The 23,135-nt window shown below is 39.9% G+C and carries 19 protein-coding genes and 1 riboswitch; of the genes, 1 reads left to right on the top strand and 18 read right to left on the bottom strand.

Annotated features, from left to right (window positions below; translation table 11 throughout):
* Window positions 1-69: 69 nt before the first annotated feature.
* The 18 genes from NV349_RS02705 to speB form a co-directional block, all read right to left on the bottom strand.
* The gene (locus tag NV349_RS02705) at window positions 70-702 is read right to left on the bottom strand and encodes a TetR/AcrR family transcriptional regulator (RefSeq protein ID WP_036121448.1); all 633 of its coding nucleotides are present in this window, start codon (window positions 700-702) and stop codon (window positions 70-72) included.
* Between the two features lie 3 nt (window positions 703-705).
* Window positions 706-1,842, bottom strand: a complete 1,137-nt coding sequence (locus NV349_RS02700; RefSeq protein WP_036121450.1) for an acyl-CoA dehydrogenase — start codon at window positions 1,840-1,842, stop codon at window positions 706-708.
* A gap of 168 nt (window positions 1,843-2,010) precedes the next feature.
* Window positions 2,011-3,147, bottom strand: coding sequence for an acyl-CoA dehydrogenase (locus tag NV349_RS02695; RefSeq protein WP_058844291.1), 1,137 nt, complete (start codon window positions 3,145-3,147; stop codon window positions 2,011-2,013).
* A gap of 58 nt (window positions 3,148-3,205) precedes the next feature.
* Complete coding sequence (locus NV349_RS02690; RefSeq protein ID WP_036121460.1) at window positions 3,206-4,057, bottom strand: 3-hydroxybutyryl-CoA dehydrogenase; 852 nt, start codon at window positions 4,055-4,057, stop codon at window positions 3,206-3,208.
* Entirely contained in the window at window positions 4,057-5,262 is a 1,206-nt protein-coding gene (locus NV349_RS02685) for an acetyl-CoA C-acetyltransferase (RefSeq protein WP_271912338.1), read from the bottom strand. The genes NV349_RS02690 and NV349_RS02685 overlap by 1 nt, the downstream gene beginning before the upstream one ends.
* Before the next feature lie 199 nt (window positions 5,263-5,461).
* Window positions 5,462-7,696 carry a heterodisulfide reductase-related iron-sulfur binding cluster gene (locus NV349_RS02680; protein WP_271912337.1) on the bottom strand — a complete coding sequence of 745 codons (2,235 nt, stop codon included), beginning with the start codon at window positions 7,694-7,696 and terminating at the stop codon, window positions 5,462-5,464.
* A gap of 270 nt (window positions 7,697-7,966) precedes the next feature.
* The gene (locus tag NV349_RS02675; RefSeq protein ID WP_036121468.1) at window positions 7,967-8,530 is read right to left on the bottom strand and encodes a cob(I)yrinic acid a,c-diamide adenosyltransferase; all 564 of its coding nucleotides are present in this window, start codon (window positions 8,528-8,530) and stop codon (window positions 7,967-7,969) included.
* 12 nt (window positions 8,531-8,542) lie between these two features.
* On the bottom strand, window positions 8,543-10,003 hold the full coding sequence (locus NV349_RS02670; protein WP_036121471.1) for an adenosylcobinamide amidohydrolase: 1,461 nt from the start codon (window positions 10,001-10,003) through the stop codon (window positions 8,543-8,545).
* Window positions 10,000-11,001, bottom strand: coding sequence for a FecCD family ABC transporter permease (locus tag NV349_RS02665; RefSeq protein WP_058844294.1), 1,002 nt, complete (start codon window positions 10,999-11,001; stop codon window positions 10,000-10,002). Before NV349_RS02665 ends, NV349_RS02670 begins: the two co-directional genes overlap by 4 nt.
* Window positions 10,998-11,969 (bottom strand): ABC transporter substrate-binding protein, encoded by a 972-nt coding sequence (locus NV349_RS02660; protein ID WP_271912336.1) that lies wholly within the window; start codon window positions 11,967-11,969, stop codon window positions 10,998-11,000. Before NV349_RS02660 ends, NV349_RS02665 begins: the two co-directional genes overlap by 4 nt.
* 145 nt (window positions 11,970-12,114) lie before the next feature.
* A riboswitch (cobalamin riboswitch) is annotated at window positions 12,115-12,296 on the bottom strand.
* Window positions 12,297-12,353: 57 nt separating this feature from the next.
* Entirely contained in the window at window positions 12,354-14,021 is a 1,668-nt protein-coding gene (locus NV349_RS02655) for an acyl-CoA dehydrogenase family protein (protein WP_271912335.1), read from the bottom strand.
* Window position 14,022: 1 nt separating this feature from the next.
* Window positions 14,023-15,525, bottom strand: a complete 1,503-nt coding sequence (locus NV349_RS02650; protein WP_271913521.1) for a class I adenylate-forming enzyme family protein — start codon at window positions 15,523-15,525, stop codon at window positions 14,023-14,025.
* Window positions 15,518-15,907: a MerR family transcriptional regulator gene (locus NV349_RS02645; protein WP_036121497.1), complete on the bottom strand. Its 390-nt coding sequence runs from the start codon at window positions 15,905-15,907 to the stop codon at window positions 15,518-15,520. The genes NV349_RS02650 and NV349_RS02645 overlap by 8 nt, the downstream gene beginning before the upstream one ends.
* A gap of 248 nt (window positions 15,908-16,155) precedes the next feature.
* Complete coding sequence (argS, locus tag NV349_RS02640; protein WP_271913519.1) at window positions 16,156-17,823, bottom strand: arginine--tRNA ligase; 1,668 nt, start codon at window positions 17,821-17,823, stop codon at window positions 16,156-16,158.
* Window positions 17,823-18,254, bottom strand: a complete 432-nt coding sequence (locus tag NV349_RS02635) for a YwiB family protein (protein WP_036121502.1) — start codon at window positions 18,252-18,254, stop codon at window positions 17,823-17,825. Before NV349_RS02635 ends, argS begins: the two co-directional genes overlap by 1 nt.
* Before the next feature lie 173 nt (window positions 18,255-18,427).
* A complete protein-coding gene (locus tag NV349_RS02630; RefSeq protein ID WP_271912334.1) occupies window positions 18,428-19,060 on the bottom strand; it encodes a YidC/Oxa1 family membrane protein insertase in 633 nt (210 codons plus the stop codon).
* 24 nt (window positions 19,061-19,084) lie between these two features.
* Window positions 19,085-19,360 (bottom strand): hypothetical protein, encoded by a 276-nt coding sequence (locus NV349_RS02625; RefSeq protein ID WP_271912332.1) that lies wholly within the window; start codon window positions 19,358-19,360, stop codon window positions 19,085-19,087.
* A 247-nt stretch (window positions 19,361-19,607) separates the two neighbouring features.
* Window positions 19,608-20,480: an agmatinase gene (gene speB / locus NV349_RS02620; protein WP_036121512.1), complete on the bottom strand. Its 873-nt coding sequence runs from the start codon at window positions 20,478-20,480 to the stop codon at window positions 19,608-19,610.
* Between the two features lie 318 nt (window positions 20,481-20,798).
* On the opposite strand from speB, the gene NV349_RS02615 reads away from it, so the two are divergent.
* Window positions 20,799-22,871: a transglycosylase domain-containing protein gene (locus NV349_RS02615; protein WP_271912331.1), complete on the top strand. Its 2,073-nt coding sequence runs from the start codon at window positions 20,799-20,801 to the stop codon at window positions 22,869-22,871.
* Window positions 22,872-23,135: the final 264 nt, after the last annotated feature.

Below are 23,135 nucleotides of genomic sequence, written 5' to 3'. Positions count from 1 at the left end.
AATGAATTGAAAAAAGCCGACAATTGCAATGTCGATGTATGCAATTGCCGACAAACCCCTTACGAAATATTAGAACCCCTTTATGCCTGAAATGAACAAGGTGATTTGCATGTCGATGAACTCATCAATTGAATGTTGACGATGTAATGCCCATTTGCGGAACGCCCAACTTTGTCCTGAGACAACTAAGTTATTGGCTGCTAAATGGATTTGCTTGTCTGTCATTGTTAGTTCCCCAGACTGCACACAGCGCTGTAGCAAGCGTTCAAAAGTGGCAACCATTTCAAACTCTTTACTAAAGACATAGCGTTGTGCTTCTTTTGACAATGATTTTGTTTCTTGATACATGATTGTTAGCTCATCAACCATGCTATCAATTTGCACGAAATATTCTCGAATCATTTCTTTTAACTCATCAATTGTTCCAGCTTTAATCTCGTAACTTGAAAGCCGCTCCATTGCATGATGATAGATACTATCACAAACAAGATAAAGAACGTCTTCTTTAGTACGGATGTACTCGTATAAAGTACCAATACTAAAGCCTGCAGCTTTTGCGATTTCTCTCGTCGTGGCACGATGAAAGCCTTTTTCTTTAAATAGCTTAATAGCTCCTTGAATCATTTGTTCACGACGAATGGCGATTAAATTTTCATCTTTTACAGTTGACTGTACTTGGGGCCTTTTATCTTTTTCTGTCATCAATTATTTCGTTAGCATACGCGAGATTACAAGACGTTGAATCTCCTGCGTACCTTCGTAAATTTGAGTAATTTTCGCATCACGCATAAAGCGCTCTACTGGATAATCCTTTGTATAACCATAGCCACCAAATACTTGAACCGCCTCTGTCGTTACACTCATTGCTGTATCGCCAGCCATTAATTTCGCCATTGCAGAAGCCTTACCATATGGTAGGTTATTAGACTCTAACCAAGCCGCTTGGTATGTAAGAAGTCGAGAAGCTTCAATTTGAGTTGCCATGTCTGCTAATTTAAAAGATACACCTTGGTTAGCAGAGATTGGTTTACCAAATTGCACACGTTCTTTGGCATAGTCAACTGCTGCATCCAGCGCTCCTTGTGCAATTCCTACAGCTTGAGCAGCAATACCATTACGTCCACCATCTAGTGTCGTCATAGCAATTTTAAAACCTTCCCCTTCAGCTCCTAGCAGATTTTCTTTTGGAACACGGCAGTTGTCGAAAATGATTTCGGTTGTAGGAGATGAACGAATTCCTAATTTCTTTTCTTTCTTCCCTACAGAGAAACCTTTAAATCCAGCTTCCACGATAAATGCTGATGTACCGTGTTTAGCTTCTGGATCTGTTACTGCAAACACAATATATGTATCTGCCACTCCGCCGTTTGTAATAAAGATTTTTGAGCCATTTAAAATATAATCATCGCCATCACGTTTAGCATATGTTTTCATGCCACCCGCATCAGATCCTGAACCTGGTTCTGTTAAACCATACGCACCAATATGTTTTCCTTCTGCCATTGGACGAAGGTATTTTTGTTTTTGTTCTTCTGTACCGAACTTGTACAGTGGCCATCCTGCCAGTGAAGTATGTGCTGATAATGTTACCCCAGTGGAGGCACAGACACGTGATAATTCTTCAACAGCAATGACATATGCAAGGTAGTCAAACCCAGCTCCACCATATTCCTCTGGCCACGGAATACCAGTTAACCCAAGCTCCGCCATTTTATCGAAAATTGCACGGTCAAATTCTTCATTCTCGTCACGTTCAGCAGCTGTTGGTGCCACTTCATTTATAGCAAAATCACGAATCATTTCACGTAATTGTTCATGCTCTTCTGTTAACTGAAAGTTCATTGTCCATTTCCCCTTTTTAATTAGACTCTGTTCTATGTTACCTGTGTGTTGTTCTGGGTTCAGCGATTGTCAATCATATTGGAGCATTGGAGCGAGTTTCCATTCTTGATGAGGGTCTTTACTCCACTTTAATAAGTCATCCCTAAGAGAATAGCCTATCATCAGGCTTTATTTCAGTAAATGTTTACTAATAACTAGTTTTTGAATTTCACTTGTACCTTCATAGATTTCTGTGACCTTTGCATCACGGAAATATCGCTCTACTGGATAGTCCTCAGTGTAGCCGTAGCCGCCAAAAACTTGAACCGCTTCTATTGACGTTTGTACAGCTGTTCGTGATGCGAAAAGTTTGGCCATTGAAGCTTCTGCTCCACACGGTAAACCTTTTGCACGTAAATCTGCTGCACGATACACTAATAGTTTTGCCGATTCAACAGCTGTTGCCATATCAGCGAGTGTAAAGCCAACTCCTTGTTGAGCAGCAATCGGTTTACCAAATTGCTCACGCTCTTTTGCATAAGTAGTAGCCGCCTCTAGTGCTGCTTCAGCAATCCCCAATGCCTGTGCTGCAATACCGATTCGCCCTACATCTAAATTCGCCATCGCAATTTTGAAGCCTTCTCCCTCTTCCCCTAAAAGGTTGTCGGTTGGGATGCGGCAATTATCGAATGTCAGTTGAACAGTGCGTGAGCCATGTAAACCCATCTTTTGTTCATCTTTACCAATGATTAAACCTGGTGTTCCTTTTTCAACAATAAAAGCTGAAATACCTCGTGTTTTTTCAGCAGGGTTGGTTGAGGCGAATACGATATATACATCAGCCTCTCCGCCATTTGTAATAAAAACTTTAGAGCCGTTAATCACATATTCATCGCCATCTCGTACTGCCTTTGACTGTAGAGAACCTGCGTCAGAGCCTGCACCTGGCTCTGTTAAACAAAATGCGCCTAAATATTCCCCGGCTGCAAGCTTTGGTACATAACGCTTCTTTTGTTCCTCATTTCCAAAGTAAATGATCGGATTTGTTCCAACCGAAGTATGCACTGATAAAATAACCCCCATTACAGCGCTTACTTTTGACAATTCATTAATCGCAATAATATACGATGTAAAATCCATACCAGAGCCACCTAAGTCTTCTGGTGTCGTAATCCCCATTAAGCCAAGTTCACCCATTTGTTGTAGAAGCTCACGTGGAAATTCTCCTGCTTCCATCCGCCCTACCCATGGTTGAATTTTTTCCTGAGCAAATTGACGAACCATATCGCGCATCATCATTTGCTCATCTGTAAATTGCAATTGCATCTATAATGTCACCCCTCTAAGTTGTCCGCAACATCTACATAACCCCATCCCCATAGGATTATTCGTAAACGTAAAAGCCTCTTCCTGATTTCTTTCCTAGCCAGCCAGCTGCAACGTATTTACGAAGCAGTGGACAAGGGCGATATTTACTATCTCCTAGACCCTCATGTAAAATTTCCATGATGTAAAGGCAAGTATCTAAGCCAATGAAGTCTGCTAATGTTAATGGTCCCATCGGATGGTTCATACCTAGCTTCATCACATCGTCAATTGCTTCCTTCGTAGCTACACCTTCATAAAGCGCATAAATTGCTTCATTAATCATTGGTAGCAAAATACGGTTTGAAATAAATCCTGGGAAGTCATTCACTTCTACTGGTGTTTTCGCTAACTTGACTGTCATCGCTTCAACAGCTTTGTATACTTCATCCGTAGTTGCTAAACCTCTAATGATTTCAACAAGCTTCATTACTGGCACTGGGTTCATAAAATGCATACCAATTACTTGCTCTGGTCGATTTGTTACCGCTGCAATTTCAGTAATAGGCAACGAAGATGTATTCGTAGCTAAAATGGCATGTGCTGGTGCAATGCCATCAAGTTGCTTAAAGATGGATTGCTTAATGTCCATATTCTCTACAGCTGCCTCGATGATAATATCTACATCACTAGCATCCTGTAAATCTAGTGACATACTAATTCGACCTAAAACAGCCGCTTTGTCATCCTCCGTTTTACGGCCCTTTTCTACATCACGTGATAAATTTTTCGTAATAACTCCTATTCCACGCTCGAAGAACTCTTGTTTGATATCATTCAATTTCACATCATAGCCTGCTTGTGCACAAACTTGTGCAATACCAGAGCCCATTTGCCCTGCACCAATGACCATTACCTTTTGAATTCCCATTAGTTCAGTCCCCCTGTTTTTGGTACTTCAATCATAATCGCATCACCTTGACCCCCACCTGAACAAATTGCAGCAATACCGATGCCTCCACCACGACGCTTCAATTCTTGTGCAAGCGTTAAAATAATACGTGCACCAGATGCTCCAATAGGATGACCTAAAGCAACCGCACCGCCATTAACATTCACCTTTTCAGCATCTAAATCAGCTAACTGCTTGCTGACCAAAGCGACTGCTGCAAAGGCCTCATTGATTTCGATCAAATTAATATCTGCTAATGATTTATTGGTTTTTTTCAGCAATTTATTAATAACAAGACCTGGTGTTTGTGGGAAGTTTTCTGGCTCAATGGCAAGCTCTTCATGACCTAAAATTATTGCTAATGGCTCTCTTCCTTCACGTGTGGCACGTTCCTCACTCATAACCACGAGGGCACATGCACCATCGTTAACGCCAGGTGCATTACCTGCTGTAATCGTGCCATCCTTGTCAAAGGCTGGTTTCAGTTTTGCTAGTACCTCCAACGTTGTACCTGCTCTTGGTGCTTCATCTGTATCGACGACCAGTGGTTGTCCTTTACGTTGTGGAATCTCCACTGGTACGATTTCTTCAGCAAAGTAACCTTGTTCAATTGCCGCTAGTGCGCGCTCATGACTGCGAACAGACCAAGCATCCTGTTCCTCACGACTGAGCGAGAATTCCTTAGCTGTTGCATTACCATAGCTCCCCATATGCGGTCTCGCTTTATCGAAAGCACATGTTAAACCGTCATAAAGCATGCCATCCACCATTGTGGAATCTCCCATACGCAAGCCATTTCGACCATTTAACAGATAGTACGGAGCATTGGACATAGACTCCATTCCACCAGCAATAATCACTTCTTCGTCCCCTAATCGAATCAATTGATCTGCTAATGTCACTGCACGCATCCCTGATGCACAAACTTTATTGATTGTTTCTGTTTTTACCGCTGTTGGTAAATTGGCTTTTATCGCAGCTTGCCTCGAAGGTATTTGCCCCTGTCCCCCTTGTAAAACAGAGCCCAAAATAACCTCATCTACTTCGTCAGATGCAATATTTGCTTTCTCTAGCGCACCTTTTATTGCAATTGCCCCTAGATCACTTGCATGTAATGTTGATAATGAACCTCCAAATTTACCAAATGCAGTTCTTGCTCCTGCTAAAATGACAGCTCTATTCAAGTAAAACACCCCTTTTGTTTTACGTACTCGATGAAGTAGTATAGCATTTCATTGACTGAACGCTCGCTCGACTTCTATCGATGAAAAATGGGAGCTTGTTAGTTGCAACTCCCATTTCCATTTAATCTTATTCTACAAAACAATTTTTTATTGTGCAATTTATATTTTTCAGATAACTAAAATATTTCTACAATAGCGATCATTTTTCTGCGTTCGCTTCCGTATTCTCGTCCTGTTGAACATTTTCTACGGATGCTACCACTTCCTCTAATGTTTCTTCTTCAGCTTCCTCAGATGAAGGATCAACAGCCTTCACTTTTTCACCGAACACTGAACGCTCTAGTAATTCTGCTACATCGAATGTGCCAATAGAGTCTTCCACTTCTTTTGCCTTTGTACCATCCTCCAGCATTGTTAAGCAATAAGGACAGCCAGATGAAATAACGGATGCATTAGTAGCAAGAGCTTGCTCTGTACGAGCTACATTAATGCGATTACCAACATGCTCTTCCATCCACATTAAGCCACCACCTGCACCACAGCACATAGCAGTTTCGCGATTTCGTTCCATTTCCACAAGCTTCACACCCGGGATACCGCGTAGAATTTCTCTTGGCGCATCATAAACATCATTATAACGGCCTAAGTAACAGGAATCGTGGAAAACAATTGTTTCATGAACTTCATAATTGAGTGCCAGACGATTTTCCTCAATCAACTGATTTAGTATTTCAGTATGATGATACACTTCGCCATTCCAGCCAAAGTCTTGGTATTCATTTTTAAAGATATTGTAAGCATGAGGGTCGATTGTCACTATTTTCTTCACATCATTTTTCTCAAACTCATCAATATTTGCTGTAGCTAATTCTTGGAATAAAAATTCATTTCCTAAACGACGAGGTGTGTCCCCAGAGTTTTTCTCTTTATTTCCTAAGATCGCAAACTTCACACCAGCTTCGTTTAATAGACGACAGAAAGCTAAAGCAATTTTTTGAGAGCGATTATCGAATGCCCCCATCGAACCAACCCAGAATAGATATTCCATTTCTTCGCCAGATTTTTTTAACTCTTTTACTGTTGGAATATGGATTGTTGGATCAAGATCACGCCAATTCTCTTTTTCTTTACGGTTTAAGCCCCAAGGATTCCCTTGTCGTTCGATATTTGTCATGGCACGTTGTGCATCAGGATTAACTTTTCCTTCCGTCATTGTTAGATAGCGACGTAGGTCGATGATTTTATCAACATGCTCATTCATTACTGGACATTGATCCTCACAGTTTCGACAAGTCGTACAAGCCCAAATTTCTTCTTCTGTAATCACATCGCCAATTAAAGATGGGCTGTAAATATCTTCAATTACTGCGCCTTCAGCACCAGCAGCCATCGCAAGCTGATTACCCTTGGTATTGGCAAAGAATTGATAAGGTACCCAAGGCTTTTGCTTTGTTACAACAGCGCCAGTAAATGTTAAATGATCACGCAATTTTACGATTAAATCCATTGGAGACAGCATTTTTCCTGTTCCAGTTGCAGGACACATATTGGTACAACGTCCACATTCCACACAAGAATACAGATCGAGCATTTGCTTTTGTGTGAAGTCTTGTATGCGTCCAACTCCAATTGAAGGCATATCCTCTTCACTTTCAGCATTTTCTCCTGCTTCTTCTAATGCCTCAAAATCGATAGGCGTTAATGTACCCACACGATCTAAACGATTCATGTAAACATTCAGTGGGCTAACAATTAAATGGAAATGCTTAGATTGTGGTACATACACAAGGAATGTTAATAGAATTAAAAGATGTGCCCACCACATAACATAAAACACTCCAGCAGCTACTGATGCAGGTAGGAAGCCAAATATAGCAGCAATGCTTGAAGCAACAGGCTCCGTATAAGTTAACCCCTCACCATGCCAGATTAATCCCATACCATTAGCGATTAATGTTGAGACCATTAAGCCACCAATGAAAATTAATACAAGACCGTTTTTCCATCCTCTTTTTAGACGCACTAGCTTTTCTACATAGCGGCGGTAAAATGCCCACACTACCGCAACTAAAATCATTAAAACTACAAGCTCTTGGAAGAACGTAAAGACACCATAGAAAATACCTAATGGCAGATGTGATCCTGGTGCTAGTCCTTTCCAAATTAAATCAATGGCCCCTAACTGAACCATCAAAAATCCATAGAAAAACATCACGTGAATTAATCCACTCTTTGGATCCTTTAATAGCTTGTTTTGACCAAATACATTGACCATAATATAGCGTAGTCGCTCTTTAACACTTTCATCAAACTCAACCTTTTTCCCCAATTGCACATACTTATAGCGTGTTTTCAACAGATAGAAGAACAATCCTACTGCATAAAGCACAACCACGACTGTTAAGACTATGTTAGCAATTAATAATGGACTCATGGTTGGTCCCCCCTTTAGTTTGTCGTAATTTTCTCTCTTTGCGGCAAATTTGCTAGTTCATACGGAAATGTGCGTCACTATATCAATATATTCCTATTCTAATAAATGAGTGAGCATTCAGTCAACATAAAACGGAAATATTTCTGATAATTTTATATTCTTACACTTTACAAGAAAAAAAGCCACCCTGAAATTTATTCAAAGTAGCATTTTTTTACTTTTCCTTTTTAAAATTTAATTAATAAAAGCTGCGACATTCACATAACAAGTTTATTTTTTGAAGACATTGCCACTGCGAATGTATTCAATATCTGCTACGTTTAATCGAGCATTTACAACACGTGCGGCTGCAAATAAATAATCTGATAATCGATTTAAATATTTTTGTACAACTTTCGGCACGTCCTCCACTTCTTTCATAAGTGTCACCATTTCACGCTCTGCTCGTCGTGCAACTGTACGAGCAATGTGTAAAGTTGCAGCTGCTGGTGCGCCACCTGGTAAAATAAAACGTTGTAATGGTGGTGCCTCATCTGATAAAGCATCTATACGAGCTTCCAGCACTTCAATCGGTTGCTCTGTTAATTTATAGTGGCGTTCTTTCATCACATTGGCAAGGTCACCACCAGCATCGAATAGTTCATGCTGAATTGTTTCAAGATCTGTTAAAATATCCTTAAAAAGTGCTTGATCTAATTCACTTACTGCCTTCCCGATAAAAGAGTTTAATTCATCAATCGCCCCGTATGTTTCAACACGTAAGCTATCTTTATCAACGCGTCCGCCAATTAGACTTGTTTTCCCCGTATCGCCTGTTTTCGTGTAAAGCTTCATTTCTCTCATCTCCTAAAACTGATTTTTATAATTTCTGATGGCCTGAACTGTTGTTTCATAAACACCCTTGGCAATCATTTTACCAACTTCCGTAATCGGGCCACCATACAGCATTTCTTCCCCTTTTTGAGTTGCTGCAATTAACAGACTATCTGTAGCAGTTCCTGTAGCAATAGTTCCACTACGCTCGTCACGAATATCTTCTGATTGCAAAGCTTTTGTTTTCGCCTCTGTAGCTGTCATCAGTGCCTGGAAAAATGCCTCCTCCGATAAACAGCCATTGATTATGATCCATGTATTGATAGTACCAATATATGGATCATCCTGTCTTTCGTGTACACGTGATACATCAACCGCATTGCCCACACCAGCTGTTACAGCTACTATCATACTGCCAAAAGGCGCTGAAAATTCATTGATGGCAACAAGAGCTGTTGGCACTGCTGTCAGCATCACAACAGTACTTGTTGGGGAAAAATTCTCTCTTTGCAAAAAATCACTAACTTCTCTTTTTACATCACTTATCACATAATCACCAGGTACAGAGCGGTTTAACAAGCAATTATGCCAGCCAATACCTGGGTTATGAACAGCAGAGGACACTGTTTTTAACGGAATCTCTGATTGAAGTTGAATATAGTGTTCCGTTATCATGAAATGTTCTTTTTTGATGACAGCTCGCTGCTGGTAATCAGTTGTTGCGGGCATCATTGTAATTTGAGGTTTTGGTATTTCGGGATGGGCATATGTAGCCACTCGTGCTTGATAAACTTCTTCAATTTGGGAGGCTATTAATACTTCATGCGGTACTCCAAGTGCTCTCATTTGCCCACCCTCCATAAGCAATAATTCATCACAATAGAGAGAGGCTAAATTCATATCATGTAGTACCATAACGACCGTTAAACCACACTCCACAGCTTCCTTCCTGACCATATCTAAGATTTGCCGTTGATGTGCAATGTCTAGATGATTGGTTGGCTCATCCAGCAGTAGAATTTCTGCTGTTTGCGCTAATGCCTGGGCAACAAATACTCTTTGTTGTTCACCACCCGATAAAAATTCTAACGGGGTGTGCTCATAGCGTTTCACACCTGTTTGCAGCATGGCATGCTGAACAGCCTGTTCATCCTGTTCAGACCAACTTGAGAAAAAACCTGTTTGATGGGGGTAGCGCCCTAGTGAAATGGCCTCCCTTACACTGTTTGAGAAAGCATTTGCATGAAGCTGTGGTAGTACAGCCATCTTTTGCGCCAAAGCACGGGCATTATAAGAAAGGATATTTTGTCCATCAATTGTGATTGTTCCAGCAGTAGCTGGTAATATCCCACTCATTACCTTTAATAATGTGGATTTCCCACTACCATTCGGTCCCAGAATACCAAGAATTTTCCCTTTTTCCACAGTAAAACTAATGTCCTTGACGATTGGTACATCTTCATAACCACCTGATAGATGTTCGACAATAATCATGCCCGTACCCCCTTACTTCTTCGTTGCTTATAAAAAATATAGGAGAAAACAGGTGCACCAATAAACGCCGTAATAACACCAATAGGTAGCTCTCTTGGCACAATAATTGTTCGTGCTACTAAATCGCAAACAATGAGTAAAGTTGCGCCATTGAAAAACGATAATGGCAATAAATGGCGGTGGTCAGAACCCCAAATCATCCTTGTCATATGCGGTACAACTAATCCTACAAAGCCAATTGTGCCAGAAACCGCTACAGCAGCTCCTGTTAACATGGAGCCACCCGCTAAAATCAAATACTTACTACGTTTCACATTGACACCTAAATGCTTCGCGCGCTCTTCACCATATAACAAAACATTTAGCTCTCGTCTTTGCGTCCAAAGCATAATGGAACCAACAATAACAAATGGCGTGATCATTTGGACATATGGCCATCCACGCATTGACACAGAACCTAGTAACCAGCCAATTACTTGGCGTAGCTCTTCTCCAGATAAAGCGATCATTAATGAAATGAGAGAACCTAGAAATGAGCTAAAAATAACACCTGTTAAAATTAACGTTTCCATCTTCAATGAACGGTCTACCATTCTAGCAAAGCTCATGACCACTACCATCGTGATGATTGCGCCTATCATACTAAAAGTGGGTAGGGCATACAAGCCTACGACCGGTATAGATATACTAAAAAAAATCGTAATAACAGCACCAACAGATGCCCCTGATGAAACGCCTAATGTATATGGATCTGCCAATGGATTTTTTAACAACCCTTGGAAAGCTGCTCCAGCAATGGCCAAAGAAGCTCCCACTAGTCCCGCTAACAACACGCGTGGCAGACGGATTTTCCAAAAGATATTAGCAGCCGTTTCATCAACTGCTTGATTCCATAAAACTTCTAACGGAATATGAACTGAGCCTATTGCTACGCCACACCAGATACTAATGACAAGAAGCGTACATGTTAGTACATAGGCTAGTGCTATTTTTTTCACTTAAATACCTCTGGATAAATAGCTTTTGCTAATTCTTCAAGACCTTCTCCTAAACGGGGACCTTGACGACTTGTTGTGCTTTCATCTACTTGAACGATTGCCTTATTTTTCACGGCATTAACAGTATCGAAACCAGCACGTTGTGGTATTTTTGTTAAAATATCTGGTACATAATGATATGTCACAACGATGACATCTGGGTTTTTCGCAATAATTTGTTCTGAACTAATTTCATACCAATCCTTCGCATCTGCCGCTACGTTTTCTGCATGAATCATCTCCAGCATAGCATTCATAAATGTGCCATTACCCGCCGTATAAATAGTAGGTTCATCCGATGCTTCGACTAGCACTTTTTTGGGTTCGACATCCTTTACTTTTGTCAGGACATCTTCCACTTTTTCCTTCATATTAGCAATGATTTTTTCAGCCTCTGGTAATTTCCCTGTTGCACGACCAAGTAGCTCAATCGTTGTGTAAGTTTCATTAAAGTCTTGTGCATTTTTTACGACAAACACTTTCAAACCTGCTGACTCAAGCTGTTCAATCGCCGCTTCTGAAAGGGACATGCTAGATTCATGCGAAAACACGATATCTGGCTTTAAGGCAATAATTTTTTCAATATTGTACTCCATGCCCCCAACTTTATCCTTTTCAGCGACTTCTGGTGGATAATCATCATTGTCTGTCACCCCAACTATTTCATCATTTAAACCAAGTTCAAATAATATCTCTGTGTTACTTGGAATAAGAGAAACAATTTTTTCAGGCGGTGCTTCAAGTGTAACATCCTTGCCAATGGCATCTGTTATGGTCATTGGGAATGTTGCTTCATCCACCTGTGGAGTCTCTTGCTGTGTTTGCTGCTCCGTAGCTACTGGCTTGTCATTTTTGGCTTCTTGCCCGCATGCTGCTAACAAACCTACTGCTAAAAATGCTGATAATCCTATTTTCCAAAATTTCTTCATGTGAATCCTCCTTTGTTGATCCGTGCGTCAATTGGTTAGAAATATTTTCTCCATCAAAATAAGACCCCTCATCTTCGAATGATGAGGGGTCAAAATCGCACCAAAAAACTGATACAAAATCCACCACCCTATCCTCGTAGGCTGTCATGTCTATACTATAAAGGCAGGTCTCCTGGCTCGTGCTTATTGCGTTTTTCAAGCCTTCCCGAAATCTTCAGTGGCATTATTTGAAAAAACTCACACTTACAGTGGCGGGACCGCATCGGAATTACACCGACTTCCCTTTTCACTTTACTTAAGTAAAGAACCTTTATAATATTCAGTTGATTTCATTATACATGAAAATAAAAGAAGTCGCCTCCATTCCAGACGACTCCTTGGCAATTATACAATTTCAGAAAAATATTGTACGGTTTTCATTTGTGCACCTATTTGTCGCAATGACCACGTTTGCTCTAAATAGATATCCGCTAGCTTTTCGTACTTCCCGCCAAATTTTAGTGCCCATTCCACCGCTACAACACTTTCATAAAGATGGGCCATCTTTTTCGCTATATCTTTTGCTTCAAAAGTTTTAGTTGCTTCATCTAAAGCGCTAAAAATTTGTAATGTAGCCGCAAGATTTACCAACTGCTCTTCCACAATTTGCACTAGTGGACTATCCGCTAGCTTCTCTAGCCTTGTCTCCATTTCACGGACAAACAGTTCATGTGCATGGAATTTATCCACTAAACGAATAAGTTCTAAAGCCAAAATATTTGCCGTTCCCTCCCATACCGTCAATACTTGTGCATCCCTTAGTAAGCGTGGTGTCACAAAGTCTTCAATATAGCCATTACCACCATGTAATTCAATCGCTTCACTAGCATAATGAACGGCTTGCTCTGCCGTTTCCTTTTTCATAATGGCAATATATAAACGATTCATAATGAGATCTTGTTGTGTTCCCTGCCCACTTGTCACTTTATCGTATAATTGAATAAGATCAAATACTGTCGCTACTTCCACATGCAGCTTAGCAGCAAACTTCCCTAATGTATCCTGGATCATTGGGTATTGTGTTAAGGGCTTGCCAAATGCATATCGATTGGTCACATAATGCTTTGCCTCTAAAAAGCCTCGACGCATAATACCAATCGATGCGACTGCATTACAAATTCTCGAAAGATTTAGTGCTTCTAGCATGTAATAAATCCCTTTATTTTGTTCCCCTACAATATAAGCAAGGGCACCATCAAACTCTACCTCGCCCGATGGGACTGCTCGAACGCCTAATTTATCTTTCAATCGACGAATACGAAGATGATTGGCCGTACCATCTTCATTATTCCATGGAACTGCAAATAACGTTAACCCTTTAGAGCCTGCTTGTGCGCCTTCTAAACGTGCCAACACCATTGCTACGCCACACATACCTACATTGGATGCGAAGTATTTTTCTCCATAGAGACGGTACTCATTGCCTACTTTTCTGGCCTCCACAACATTTGCCCCAACGTCTGACCCTCCTTGACGTTCTGTTAAAAATGTTGCCCCTTCGTATAGCTCCGTCTCTCCTGTTGCACAAACATGTGGCAAGAAACGCTGCTTTACATCCTCATCAGCATAATGATCTAATAGATAAGCCGTAGCCATCGTCAAAGTCACGGGACAATAAAAACCGGGCTCTGCATGAGATAGTAAATAACCTTGTGCAAAGCTATAGACATAATTCCCTTTGTGACCTAACTGTGGAATTTCTTTGTGCACGTAGCCAACAATTCCCGTATTATATGTCTCTTCAATTGTTTTTTTGTAACCGTCATTCACCCAAACCTCTGATACCTCTTCTCCATAAGCATTATACCGTTCAAGGCGGGGCTCTCCCTGCCGATCAGTATGTTTTGCCCTTACGTCAATATCACCTGCACATAACTCACCGAAATCTGTCAGTTCTCTGTGTGCATAAGATAAAAACTCTTTATCTAACATCATTTCTAACACTTTTTGAAGCGTTTCTTCCTCTGTAAAAAAGTTTGTTGCACGCATTTCTTCCTGCTGTAAAACCTTCATGCTATCTCACCTCTTGTCCTTTCAAGGATTGTTTTAAAATTTTGCCTGAAGCATTGCGTGGTAGCGCTTCCACTTTTTCGAAAATACGTGGTAGTTTATACTTCGCAAGCCGTTCCTCTAAATAAGCTTTCAATGCATCCTCATCTATGTCTTGTTTCGTAGCATATACAGCCTTCACGGTTTCCCCCCATTGCGGATGTGGTATACCAATGACAGCAACTTCAAATATCCCTTCAAAGCTTAATAGGCAATCTTCAATTTCCTTCGGATAAATATTGACACCACCTGAAATAATGACATCTTTTTTGCGATCCACAATCCAAATAAAGCCGTCCTCATCCATCCGAGCCAGATCTCCTGTTTTTAACCACCCATCAATGTAAGCAGCCTTGGTTGCTATTTCATCCTTGAAGTAGCCAAGCATATTACCCTCACCAAATAAGACAATTTCTCCTACTTCGCCCACATTTACATCTTCTCCATTGTCATTGACAATACGAAGCTCTGTGCCAAGTGGCGCCCGTTGGCCAATACTCCCAGCCTTCGTTTCATGCTCCTTGCCAAATAACAGTGAGCCACTCGGACCCGCCTCTGTTAATCCATAAACACAGGTTAAATTAGTTGTTCGGAATGCCTGTTGAATGAAGCGAACCTCATTTTGAGATAATGGTGCTCCACCATATACCCACCACTTCATGGAAGACAAATCAGCCGTTTGTAGCTTCGGCATCTGAGCCGTTAATAAATAAGCAACAGGCGCTCCAAAGAAATGCGTCGTTTTTTCCTGCTCAATGGCATCGATAAAAAGGTCTGGTGTAAAGGTTGGTGTTAATACGCTTGTTGACCCTACAAATACGCCCGCCATTAAAAATAAATGCAATGGTGCTGAATGAGTTAATGGCATCATGAGCAATATACGGCTTTCAGGTTTCACTTCCATTTCAACAGCAATCATTTGTGCCACTGTTAAAATATTACGGTAGCTAAATAACACACCCTTTGGTTTTCCTGTCGTACCAGATGTATACAAAATAGTCGAAGGGTCATCTTCTTGTAGCTGGCAATCAATTGTTTGTGTGCTCGCATTTTGAAGCATTGTTTCGTAATGCTGCCAACCTGCTTTTTCTTGGCCGGTTTTAATTTTTAATGGTACAGCAGCTAGCTGTTCCACTGCGGCAAAAATCGCCTCATGAACAACAATCGCCTTCGCTTCGGCATGCTGTGCCACATACTCTACTTCCTGCAATGTAAATTTCGCATTGACTGGAACAACGATTGCCCCGATACGCTGAATAGCAAAATAGCTTACAACAAACTCTAAAACGTTCGGCATAAAGATTAAAACCTTATCATCCTGACTTACTCCTTGCTCTAGCAAAGCATGACTAAAACGTGTTACTTGTTCATCTAAATCACGATAGGTCACTCTTCTGCCATGACAAATAATGGCTTCATTTTTTGGATACTTACGGGCATTTCGTGCTAACAAACTGGAACTATTCATCATGCATCTCTCCCTTTAAAGTAGCTAATTTTTCACTAAACATGCCTTGCATTTGCTGTAATTCCTGTTTCATTTGCGTCAGCTCAGCAATTTTACTCTCAATCTCTTGAATTTTTTGTTCTCCATACTCTACTGTCCGCTCTAATTGCTGAATACCTGAGCGATCAAAATCAAAAAGTAAAACCATCTCTTTGATTTCCTCTAGTGAGAACCCGTAACGCTTGCCTCTGAAAATAAGCTTGAGCTTCGCCAATTCTTTTTTTGAAAAGGTTCGTTGATTGGTAGATGAGCGATCGGGACGAAGAAGACCAAGTTCTTCATAATAACGAATTGTACGAGTAGATACATTGAATTCCTTTGCTACCTCCTGAATCGTCTTCAAAACCATCTCCCCTTTCCTTATTGTCAACAGTATATCATTGACGTTGACGTAAACTTCAACAAAATTTTCGAAATTAACAGAAAAATTAAGTTTGAAACAGCTAATTTTTAGTGCTATCCGTTCCTTGTGCCTTTTTATCTTTCACATTTACTGTTTTATCAACCACTTTTAGAATGTTATCGCCCATTTTTGGCCTTCTAGCCACTAAAAAACCCCTAACATTCATCATGTTAGGGGCTTAAAAAGTATTACATTTTTTCTGGTGCAGATACGCCGATTAAACGTAGTGCATTAGCAATTGTTGTGCGTACAGCTGTAATTAATGCTAAACGAGCCTCTGTTAACTCCTTGTTGGAAGCATCCAATACTTTTTCTGCATTGTAGAAGCTATGGAATGTTGCTGCTGTCTCTTGAATATAGTTAGCGATTCGGTGTGGTGTACGGTGTTTCGCCGCTTCTGCTACCACTCTCGGGAAATCGCCAATCTTTTTCAGTAAATCAATTTCTTTTTCTGCTGTTAACAGATTAAGATGATCTGTTGCTGCAGCAAATCCTTGCTCATTTGCTGAGCGTAAAATAGATGAAATACGAGCATGTGCATATTGTGCATAGTACACTGGGTTTTCATTAGATTGTGATACAGCAAGATCAAGGTCAAAGTCCATATGAGAATCGCCTGCAGTTTTCACGAAGAAGTATCGTACTGCATCAAGGCCAACCTCTTCTACAAGCTCACGCATTGTTACCGCGTTCCCTGTCCGTTTAGACATTTTGAATTTTTCACCGTTTTTATAAAGCTGAACCATTTGAATAACTTCTACTTCTAATGTATCACGATCATAGCCAAGGGCCTGAATAGCTGCTTTCATACGTGGAATATAACCGTGGTGGTCAGCTCCCCAAATATTGATTAATTTATCGAAACCACGGACAATTTTGTCTTCGTGGTAAGCAATATCTGGCGTTAAGTATGTGAACGAACCATCATTTTTAATTAACACACGGTCTTTATCATCACCAAATGTTGTAGAGCGGAACCAAGTAGCACCATCTTCTTCAAAGACATGACCATTTGCTTTTAATTTATCTAACGCTACTTCGATTTTACCGTTTTCATATAGAGACGTTTCAGAATACCAGACATTAAAGTTCACGCGGAAGTTTGCTAAGTCTGTTTTTAATTTATCTAATTCTAAGGCTAAACCGTGTTGACGGAAGAATGCAAAACGTTCATCCTCTGATTTTGCTAAAATAGCTTCACCATGCTCCTCCGCTAATTTACCCGCAATATCAATAATATCTTGCCCATGATAGCCGTCTTCTGGCATCTCCGCTTCCATACCTAGTGCTTGTTTATAGCGTGCTTCTAATGAGTAAGCTAGGTTATTAATTTGATTGCCCGCATCATTAATATAATATTCACGAGAGACGCTGTAACCAGCCATATCTAATACATTACATAATGAATCCCCAACAGAAGCTCCACGTGCATGTCCTAGATGAAGGTCCCCTGTAGGGTTTGCTGAAACAAACTCCACTTGAATCTTTTCCCCAGCACCAGCATTTGAACGGCCGTAGTCAGTACCTTGTTCAAGAGCCTGTGTAATTACCCCAGTTAGGAAATCTTTACGTACTGTGATATTCATGAAGCCAGGACCAGCAATGTCGATCTTTTCAATATCTGTACCTGCTGTATCAAGATTTTCTAAAATAGCTTCCGCAATAGCACGAGGTGGTTTTTTAGCTAATTTCGTTAATTGCATTGCAATGTTTGTTGCATAGTCCCCATTCGCTTTATCCTTTGGTGATTCCAAGTGAATCGATAATTCTGTACCAGCCTCAACTAAGCCTGCTTTTTCAACAGCCTGAGCTATTGCTGCTTTTATAGCCTGTTGTACTTGTTCTACTGCGTTCATCATTGTACCTCCGTAAATGTAATATCTAATGTATAGTTGCCAACGGATTGCCCACCCATTAGTAAATCGTACTGTACATGGAAATCTCCGCTTAATGCCTGTTTCGTAAAGGTCATTTTTTTCGTGTCAATAATGAGTGGCATGGAACCAAACTCACTTTCATAATGCCCTTTTTGTTGCTCAATTATGTTAAGTGGTAAGCGCATATTGACCGAGCCAGCACGCATAATCAGCGCCTTCTCATGTCCTAATTTCATTGTTGTGCGGATAGTTTTATCCTCCTGCACCTCATCATATTTCAAATATAAGCTTCCTGCTTTTTCAAGTAGCTGCCCTTTGAGCCACATTTCATAACTTTCGGACTCTCCATCACTTGGACGAATTGTAGAAATGAGCTTAATGTTCACTTGCGATCTTATTTCGTTCGCCATAATGGACGCTCCCTTTTAGTCTTTTACTATAACCTTTTTATTATAGGATGAATACTCCTGTTTTTTCAAGATAGAAGTCATGTAAAGCATCTCACAAATATAGATGGAGAATAAATAAAAGCTCCTCTCTTTACATAATCGAAAGAGAGAAGTTTCATTTTATCTATACCATTTTATCTATACCATTTTTTAATGATTAATTGTTGAACTATTAATAATATAGCACTAACTGTCCAATAGATAGGGATAATCGCTGGATTGAACAAACTAAAAATGAGGATCATGATTGGATTAATGAACACCATAATCTTCATATTAAATGGTTGGCTTTTCTCTAAGGAGAAAACACTTTGCATCAAATAAATCAAACAAGCAATAATCGAAATGCCAATATCTATCGTACCTAAATTCATCCATAGGAAATTTTCACTTGCGATGATGGTATCTAACTTAATCGCGTAATACAGTGAAAATAATACAGGCAATTGAACAATAATAGGTAAACAGCCTAATAAAGAACTTTTCAATGAATCTGACGTTAATGCTTGCATTTTTTGTTGTACTATTATTTTTTCAGATTCATTTTGACTGTTCTTATATTTAGTGGTAAGCGCATCTAGTTCAGGCTTAATGGCTGACATTAGTTCTTTCGAGCGCTTTTGATGTTTTGCAGATTGAATAAATAGCGGCATTAGAATTAATCTTACTGCAATCGTAATGCCAATGACACTCACTGCATAGCTACCTGTAAATGAATGGATGAAATGAATGAAGTAAATAATCGGTTGTGCTAAAAAGGTTAACAATGATATTCCTCCTAGTTTAAAAGTTTACATGAAACTAGGAGATACACTTTCTTCCTCACTGTTTTCCGACGTCCTAATACATAGAACAAACCACGTTAGCATAGGTGGAGTCCAAGTATTCGTGATATTATAGTCAACTTCAAACGCTTCGTCCTTTACTTCTTGAACCGTTATTTTATTGACCAGATACAGATGCAAATGAACACTTAGCACAGTTAAAACCAAAGAAGCTAATAGCCAAAAGTATTCCATTGTACTGACAATAATGAATAAATCATTGATGAGAAGTGACCAAATCATAATACTCCTCCTTCCTATCACTAATTAAATTAAAGAACCATACATTCTACTGACCAATAGATGACAGTTGTTTCATCAATTTTTCTCTCTTCTATAAAATAGAAACTATTACTTAACTTATCTACGCAACTACGTAAAATAAGTTTCAAATTTATGACGTATAGCTATTCTTCATTTCAATAGAAAATACAAAATGGGGCAAGCCTATAGCTAACCCCATTCAATCAATCTGTTTTCAATGCCTTACTTATTTTACCCAGCCTAAAATCATTTCTCGTAATAATTTAGAAGCTGTGTTTGCCGTCATTTCTGATGAATCATAGATAGGTGCGACTTCTACTAGATCAAAGCCTACAACATTTACACCACTAGCTGCTATCGCGTGGATGGAAGCTAGTAATTCTTTTGATGTAATACCTCCACAATCTACTGTACCAGTGCCTGGAGCGTGTGCTGGATCTAAAACGTCAATATCAATCGTTACATACACATTGCGCCCAGCTAATGTTGGTAAAACCTCTTTTAACGGCTCAAGCACTTCAAATTTTGAAATGTGCATGCCGTTTTCCTTTGCCCATTCAAATTCTTCTTTCATGCCTGAACGAATGCCGAAAGAATAAACATTTTTCGGTCCAATATGTTCCGCAATCTTACGAATTGGTGTTGAGTGAGAAAGTGGTTCTCCCTCATATTCCACACGTAAATCGGTATGTGCATCAAAATGAATGATGGCAAGATCATCATATTTAGCAGAGACAGCCTTCATAACTGGCCAAGACACTAAATGCTCCCCACCCATACCGACAGGAATCTTGCCATCCGCTAATAATGTTTCAATAAATTTTTCGATTTCATCTAATGAGCGCTGTGCATTCCCGAAAGGTAGTGGAATATCACCAGCATCAAAGTACTTTACTTCCTCAAGCTCGCGATCTAGATATGGGCTATACTCTTCAAGACCGATCGATACCTCACGGATACGCTGTGGACCGAAACGTGATCCTGGACGGTAACTTACTGTCCAGTCCATTGGCATGCCATAAATAACGGCTTGTGCATCCTCATAGGTAGGATGACTTTTTATAAAAACATTTCCTGAATAAGCTTCATCAAATCTCATTGCTTGCCCTCCGTATCATTAACAAATTGTATTGATTATCAAATCTCTTCAACTTCTTCTATTATGGCTTACAGGATTGTAATGAAACCTGTATCCTTTCGTCCTCGTATACATTATTGGAACATCTAGCAAATTTCGATTAAAATCTACAAGGTGTGATTTTTCTGTCGAATGCTCGCATTTCAAGTAGTACAAAAAAAGTATAGATGTTTTTGAATAAAGTGCAATAGTTTTTAGTTAGAATTTCGATTAAAGATGAGTGTTCAAACACATACTAAAGCTAAAATTAGAAGTTGTAAGAAAACGAGGTGAAGTCGGATGAAACGAAAAAGCTATCATCGAAAGCAAAAGCGTGTAAAGCGCACACGGAAATCCCTTACTCTTTTTGTCGCCTTTGCATCTGCAATTGTCGTAGCATTTGTCGCTCTACGCATCTATGTTCAAGTGGCTGGTGCACCGCCTTTAACCGTACCGAAAGCTTCCATCTTCTTAGATGAAAATGAGAACCAAATTGGAGATCACTTTACAAATCAACGACGTTATTGGGTTGGTCTTGATGAGATGTCACCTTATTTAAAAGAAGCAGTAGTTGCTGTTGAGGATAAAGATTTTTATAAACATGGTGGTTTTGATTATTCACGTATTGCTGGTGCCATTTTAGTGGATATTAAGGCGGGCGGAAAAGTCCAAGGGGCTAGTACCATTACGCAACAATATGCACGTAATCTTTATCTTTCCCATGAAAAATCTTGGACACGTAAATTAAATGAAGCCCTGTATGCTTATAGATTAGAAGTTTTTTATGACAAGGACGAAATATTAGAGGGCTATTTAAATACGGTATACTATGGACACGGCATGTATGGAGTAGAAGCAGCAAGTAGATTTTACTTCGGTAAATCTGCCGCTGATTTAACACTTGCGGAAGCTGCAATGCTAACAGGCGTACCAAAGGGACCAAGTATCTATTCACCTATTGCCAATTTAGAAAAGGCTACGAATCGCCAAAACGTAATTTTAAAACTAATGGCGGATCAAGGTGCCATTACACAAGAAGAAAAAACACGAGCTGAAAATGAACAGCTTGTCTTAAAAAATGATAGCTGGGTTGCCACAAAATCTGTCGCCCCTTATTTCCTTGATGTGGCATGGCAAGAGGCTAGCGAAATTTTAAAGTCAAAAAATCTCGATATTAGCGAAGGTGGCTGGACAATTCAAACAACGCTTAATCTGGAACACCAGAAAGCCGCTGAAGAAGCAGTAGTAAAAAACATGCCTGCCAATGATCTTCAAACAGCATTCGTTAGTATGGAATCGAAATCAGGTGCTGTCACTGCATTAGTTGGAGGTCGTGACTATTCAGTAAGTTCATTTAACCGTGTCACACAGGCTAAACGTCAACCAGGCTCTACTATCAAGCCGATTTTATATGCAGCGGCACTAGAAAATGGTTACACACCGCTTACATTTTTAGATGTTGGTGAGACAACCTTTACCTATGATAATGGGCGTGGCACTTATGCACCTAAAAATGTCAATGGTCAGTTTGCAGATCATGATATGACGATGGCTCAAGCGATTGCGATCTCAGACAATATTTACGCCGTAAAAACATTAGAGGACATTGGCTTCAAGGAATTTCATGATATGGCAAACCGTTTTAGTGTAGGGATTGGTGCTAAAGATAATTTATCTATCGCACTCGGTACAATTGAAACGACATTATATGAGATGACGAATGCTTATAATATTTTAGCATCTCAGGGACAGCAAACCATTCCAACAACCATTGTGTCCATAAAAAATGCTCATGGAGACGTTATTTATGAAAATAAAGATGTTTCAAGCAAGGCGGAAACGGCTATTTCAAAAGAAAATGCATACATTTTAACTGAGATGATGACAGGTATTTTTGACCCGGTTTTCAGTGATTATTCTCCTGCTACAGGCATTAGTATTCGTTCCCGCATGACACACACCTATGCGGCTAAATCAGGTTCTACCAATAGTGACCAATGGCTAATTGGTTTTACACCAAGTCTAACTGCTGGTGTGTGGAACGGCTATGATCAGGGTAAAAACCTTACAACGAAGGAAGATACTGCTGCCACTAAGCAAATTTGGATTGACTTTATGGAGAGCGTCAACAAAGGAACGAAAAATGAGGATTTCAAAAAACCTAAAGGTGTAGAGGGCGTTGTCATTGATATCGAAACAGGTAAACTCGCTACTGATGCTTGTCCAAAACAACGTCTTGTTTATGTAGAAGCTAAGGATGTACCAACTGAAAAATGTACAAACTTCGATATTCTCGACAGTGATACATGGGGAGAATTTTGGAACATGCTGCCATTCTCACTTTTTAAAGGTGATGATAAAAATAAACAATAATGCGGAAACCTTTTTGAACAGCTCTCGTTCTATGTTATGAAGGCTCTCGACAAAGTAACTAATAGACGAATAAATAAGAAAAGCTTTCTCTTCCCCGGAGACGTGTCCGTGGGAACAGAAAGCTTTTCTTTTTTTATGGTACGCGAAGTATGAGCATCATGGGGCATTTGGCTTGGGTTTGGGTTATTCAAATGCCGCATAGCGCTCATCATATTCGCGATACCAAGTGTCCTAGCTTACTAAAATGTAAGCTCTGCATCAAGT

The organism is Lysinibacillus sp. OF-1, from assembly GCF_028356935.1.
Classification (GTDB): domain Bacteria; phylum Bacillota; class Bacilli; order Bacillales_A; family Planococcaceae; genus Lysinibacillus; species Lysinibacillus fusiformis_D.
The sequence above is the reverse complement of the archived record's forward strand: the minus strand, read 5'-3'. Positions and strand labels throughout refer to the sequence as shown.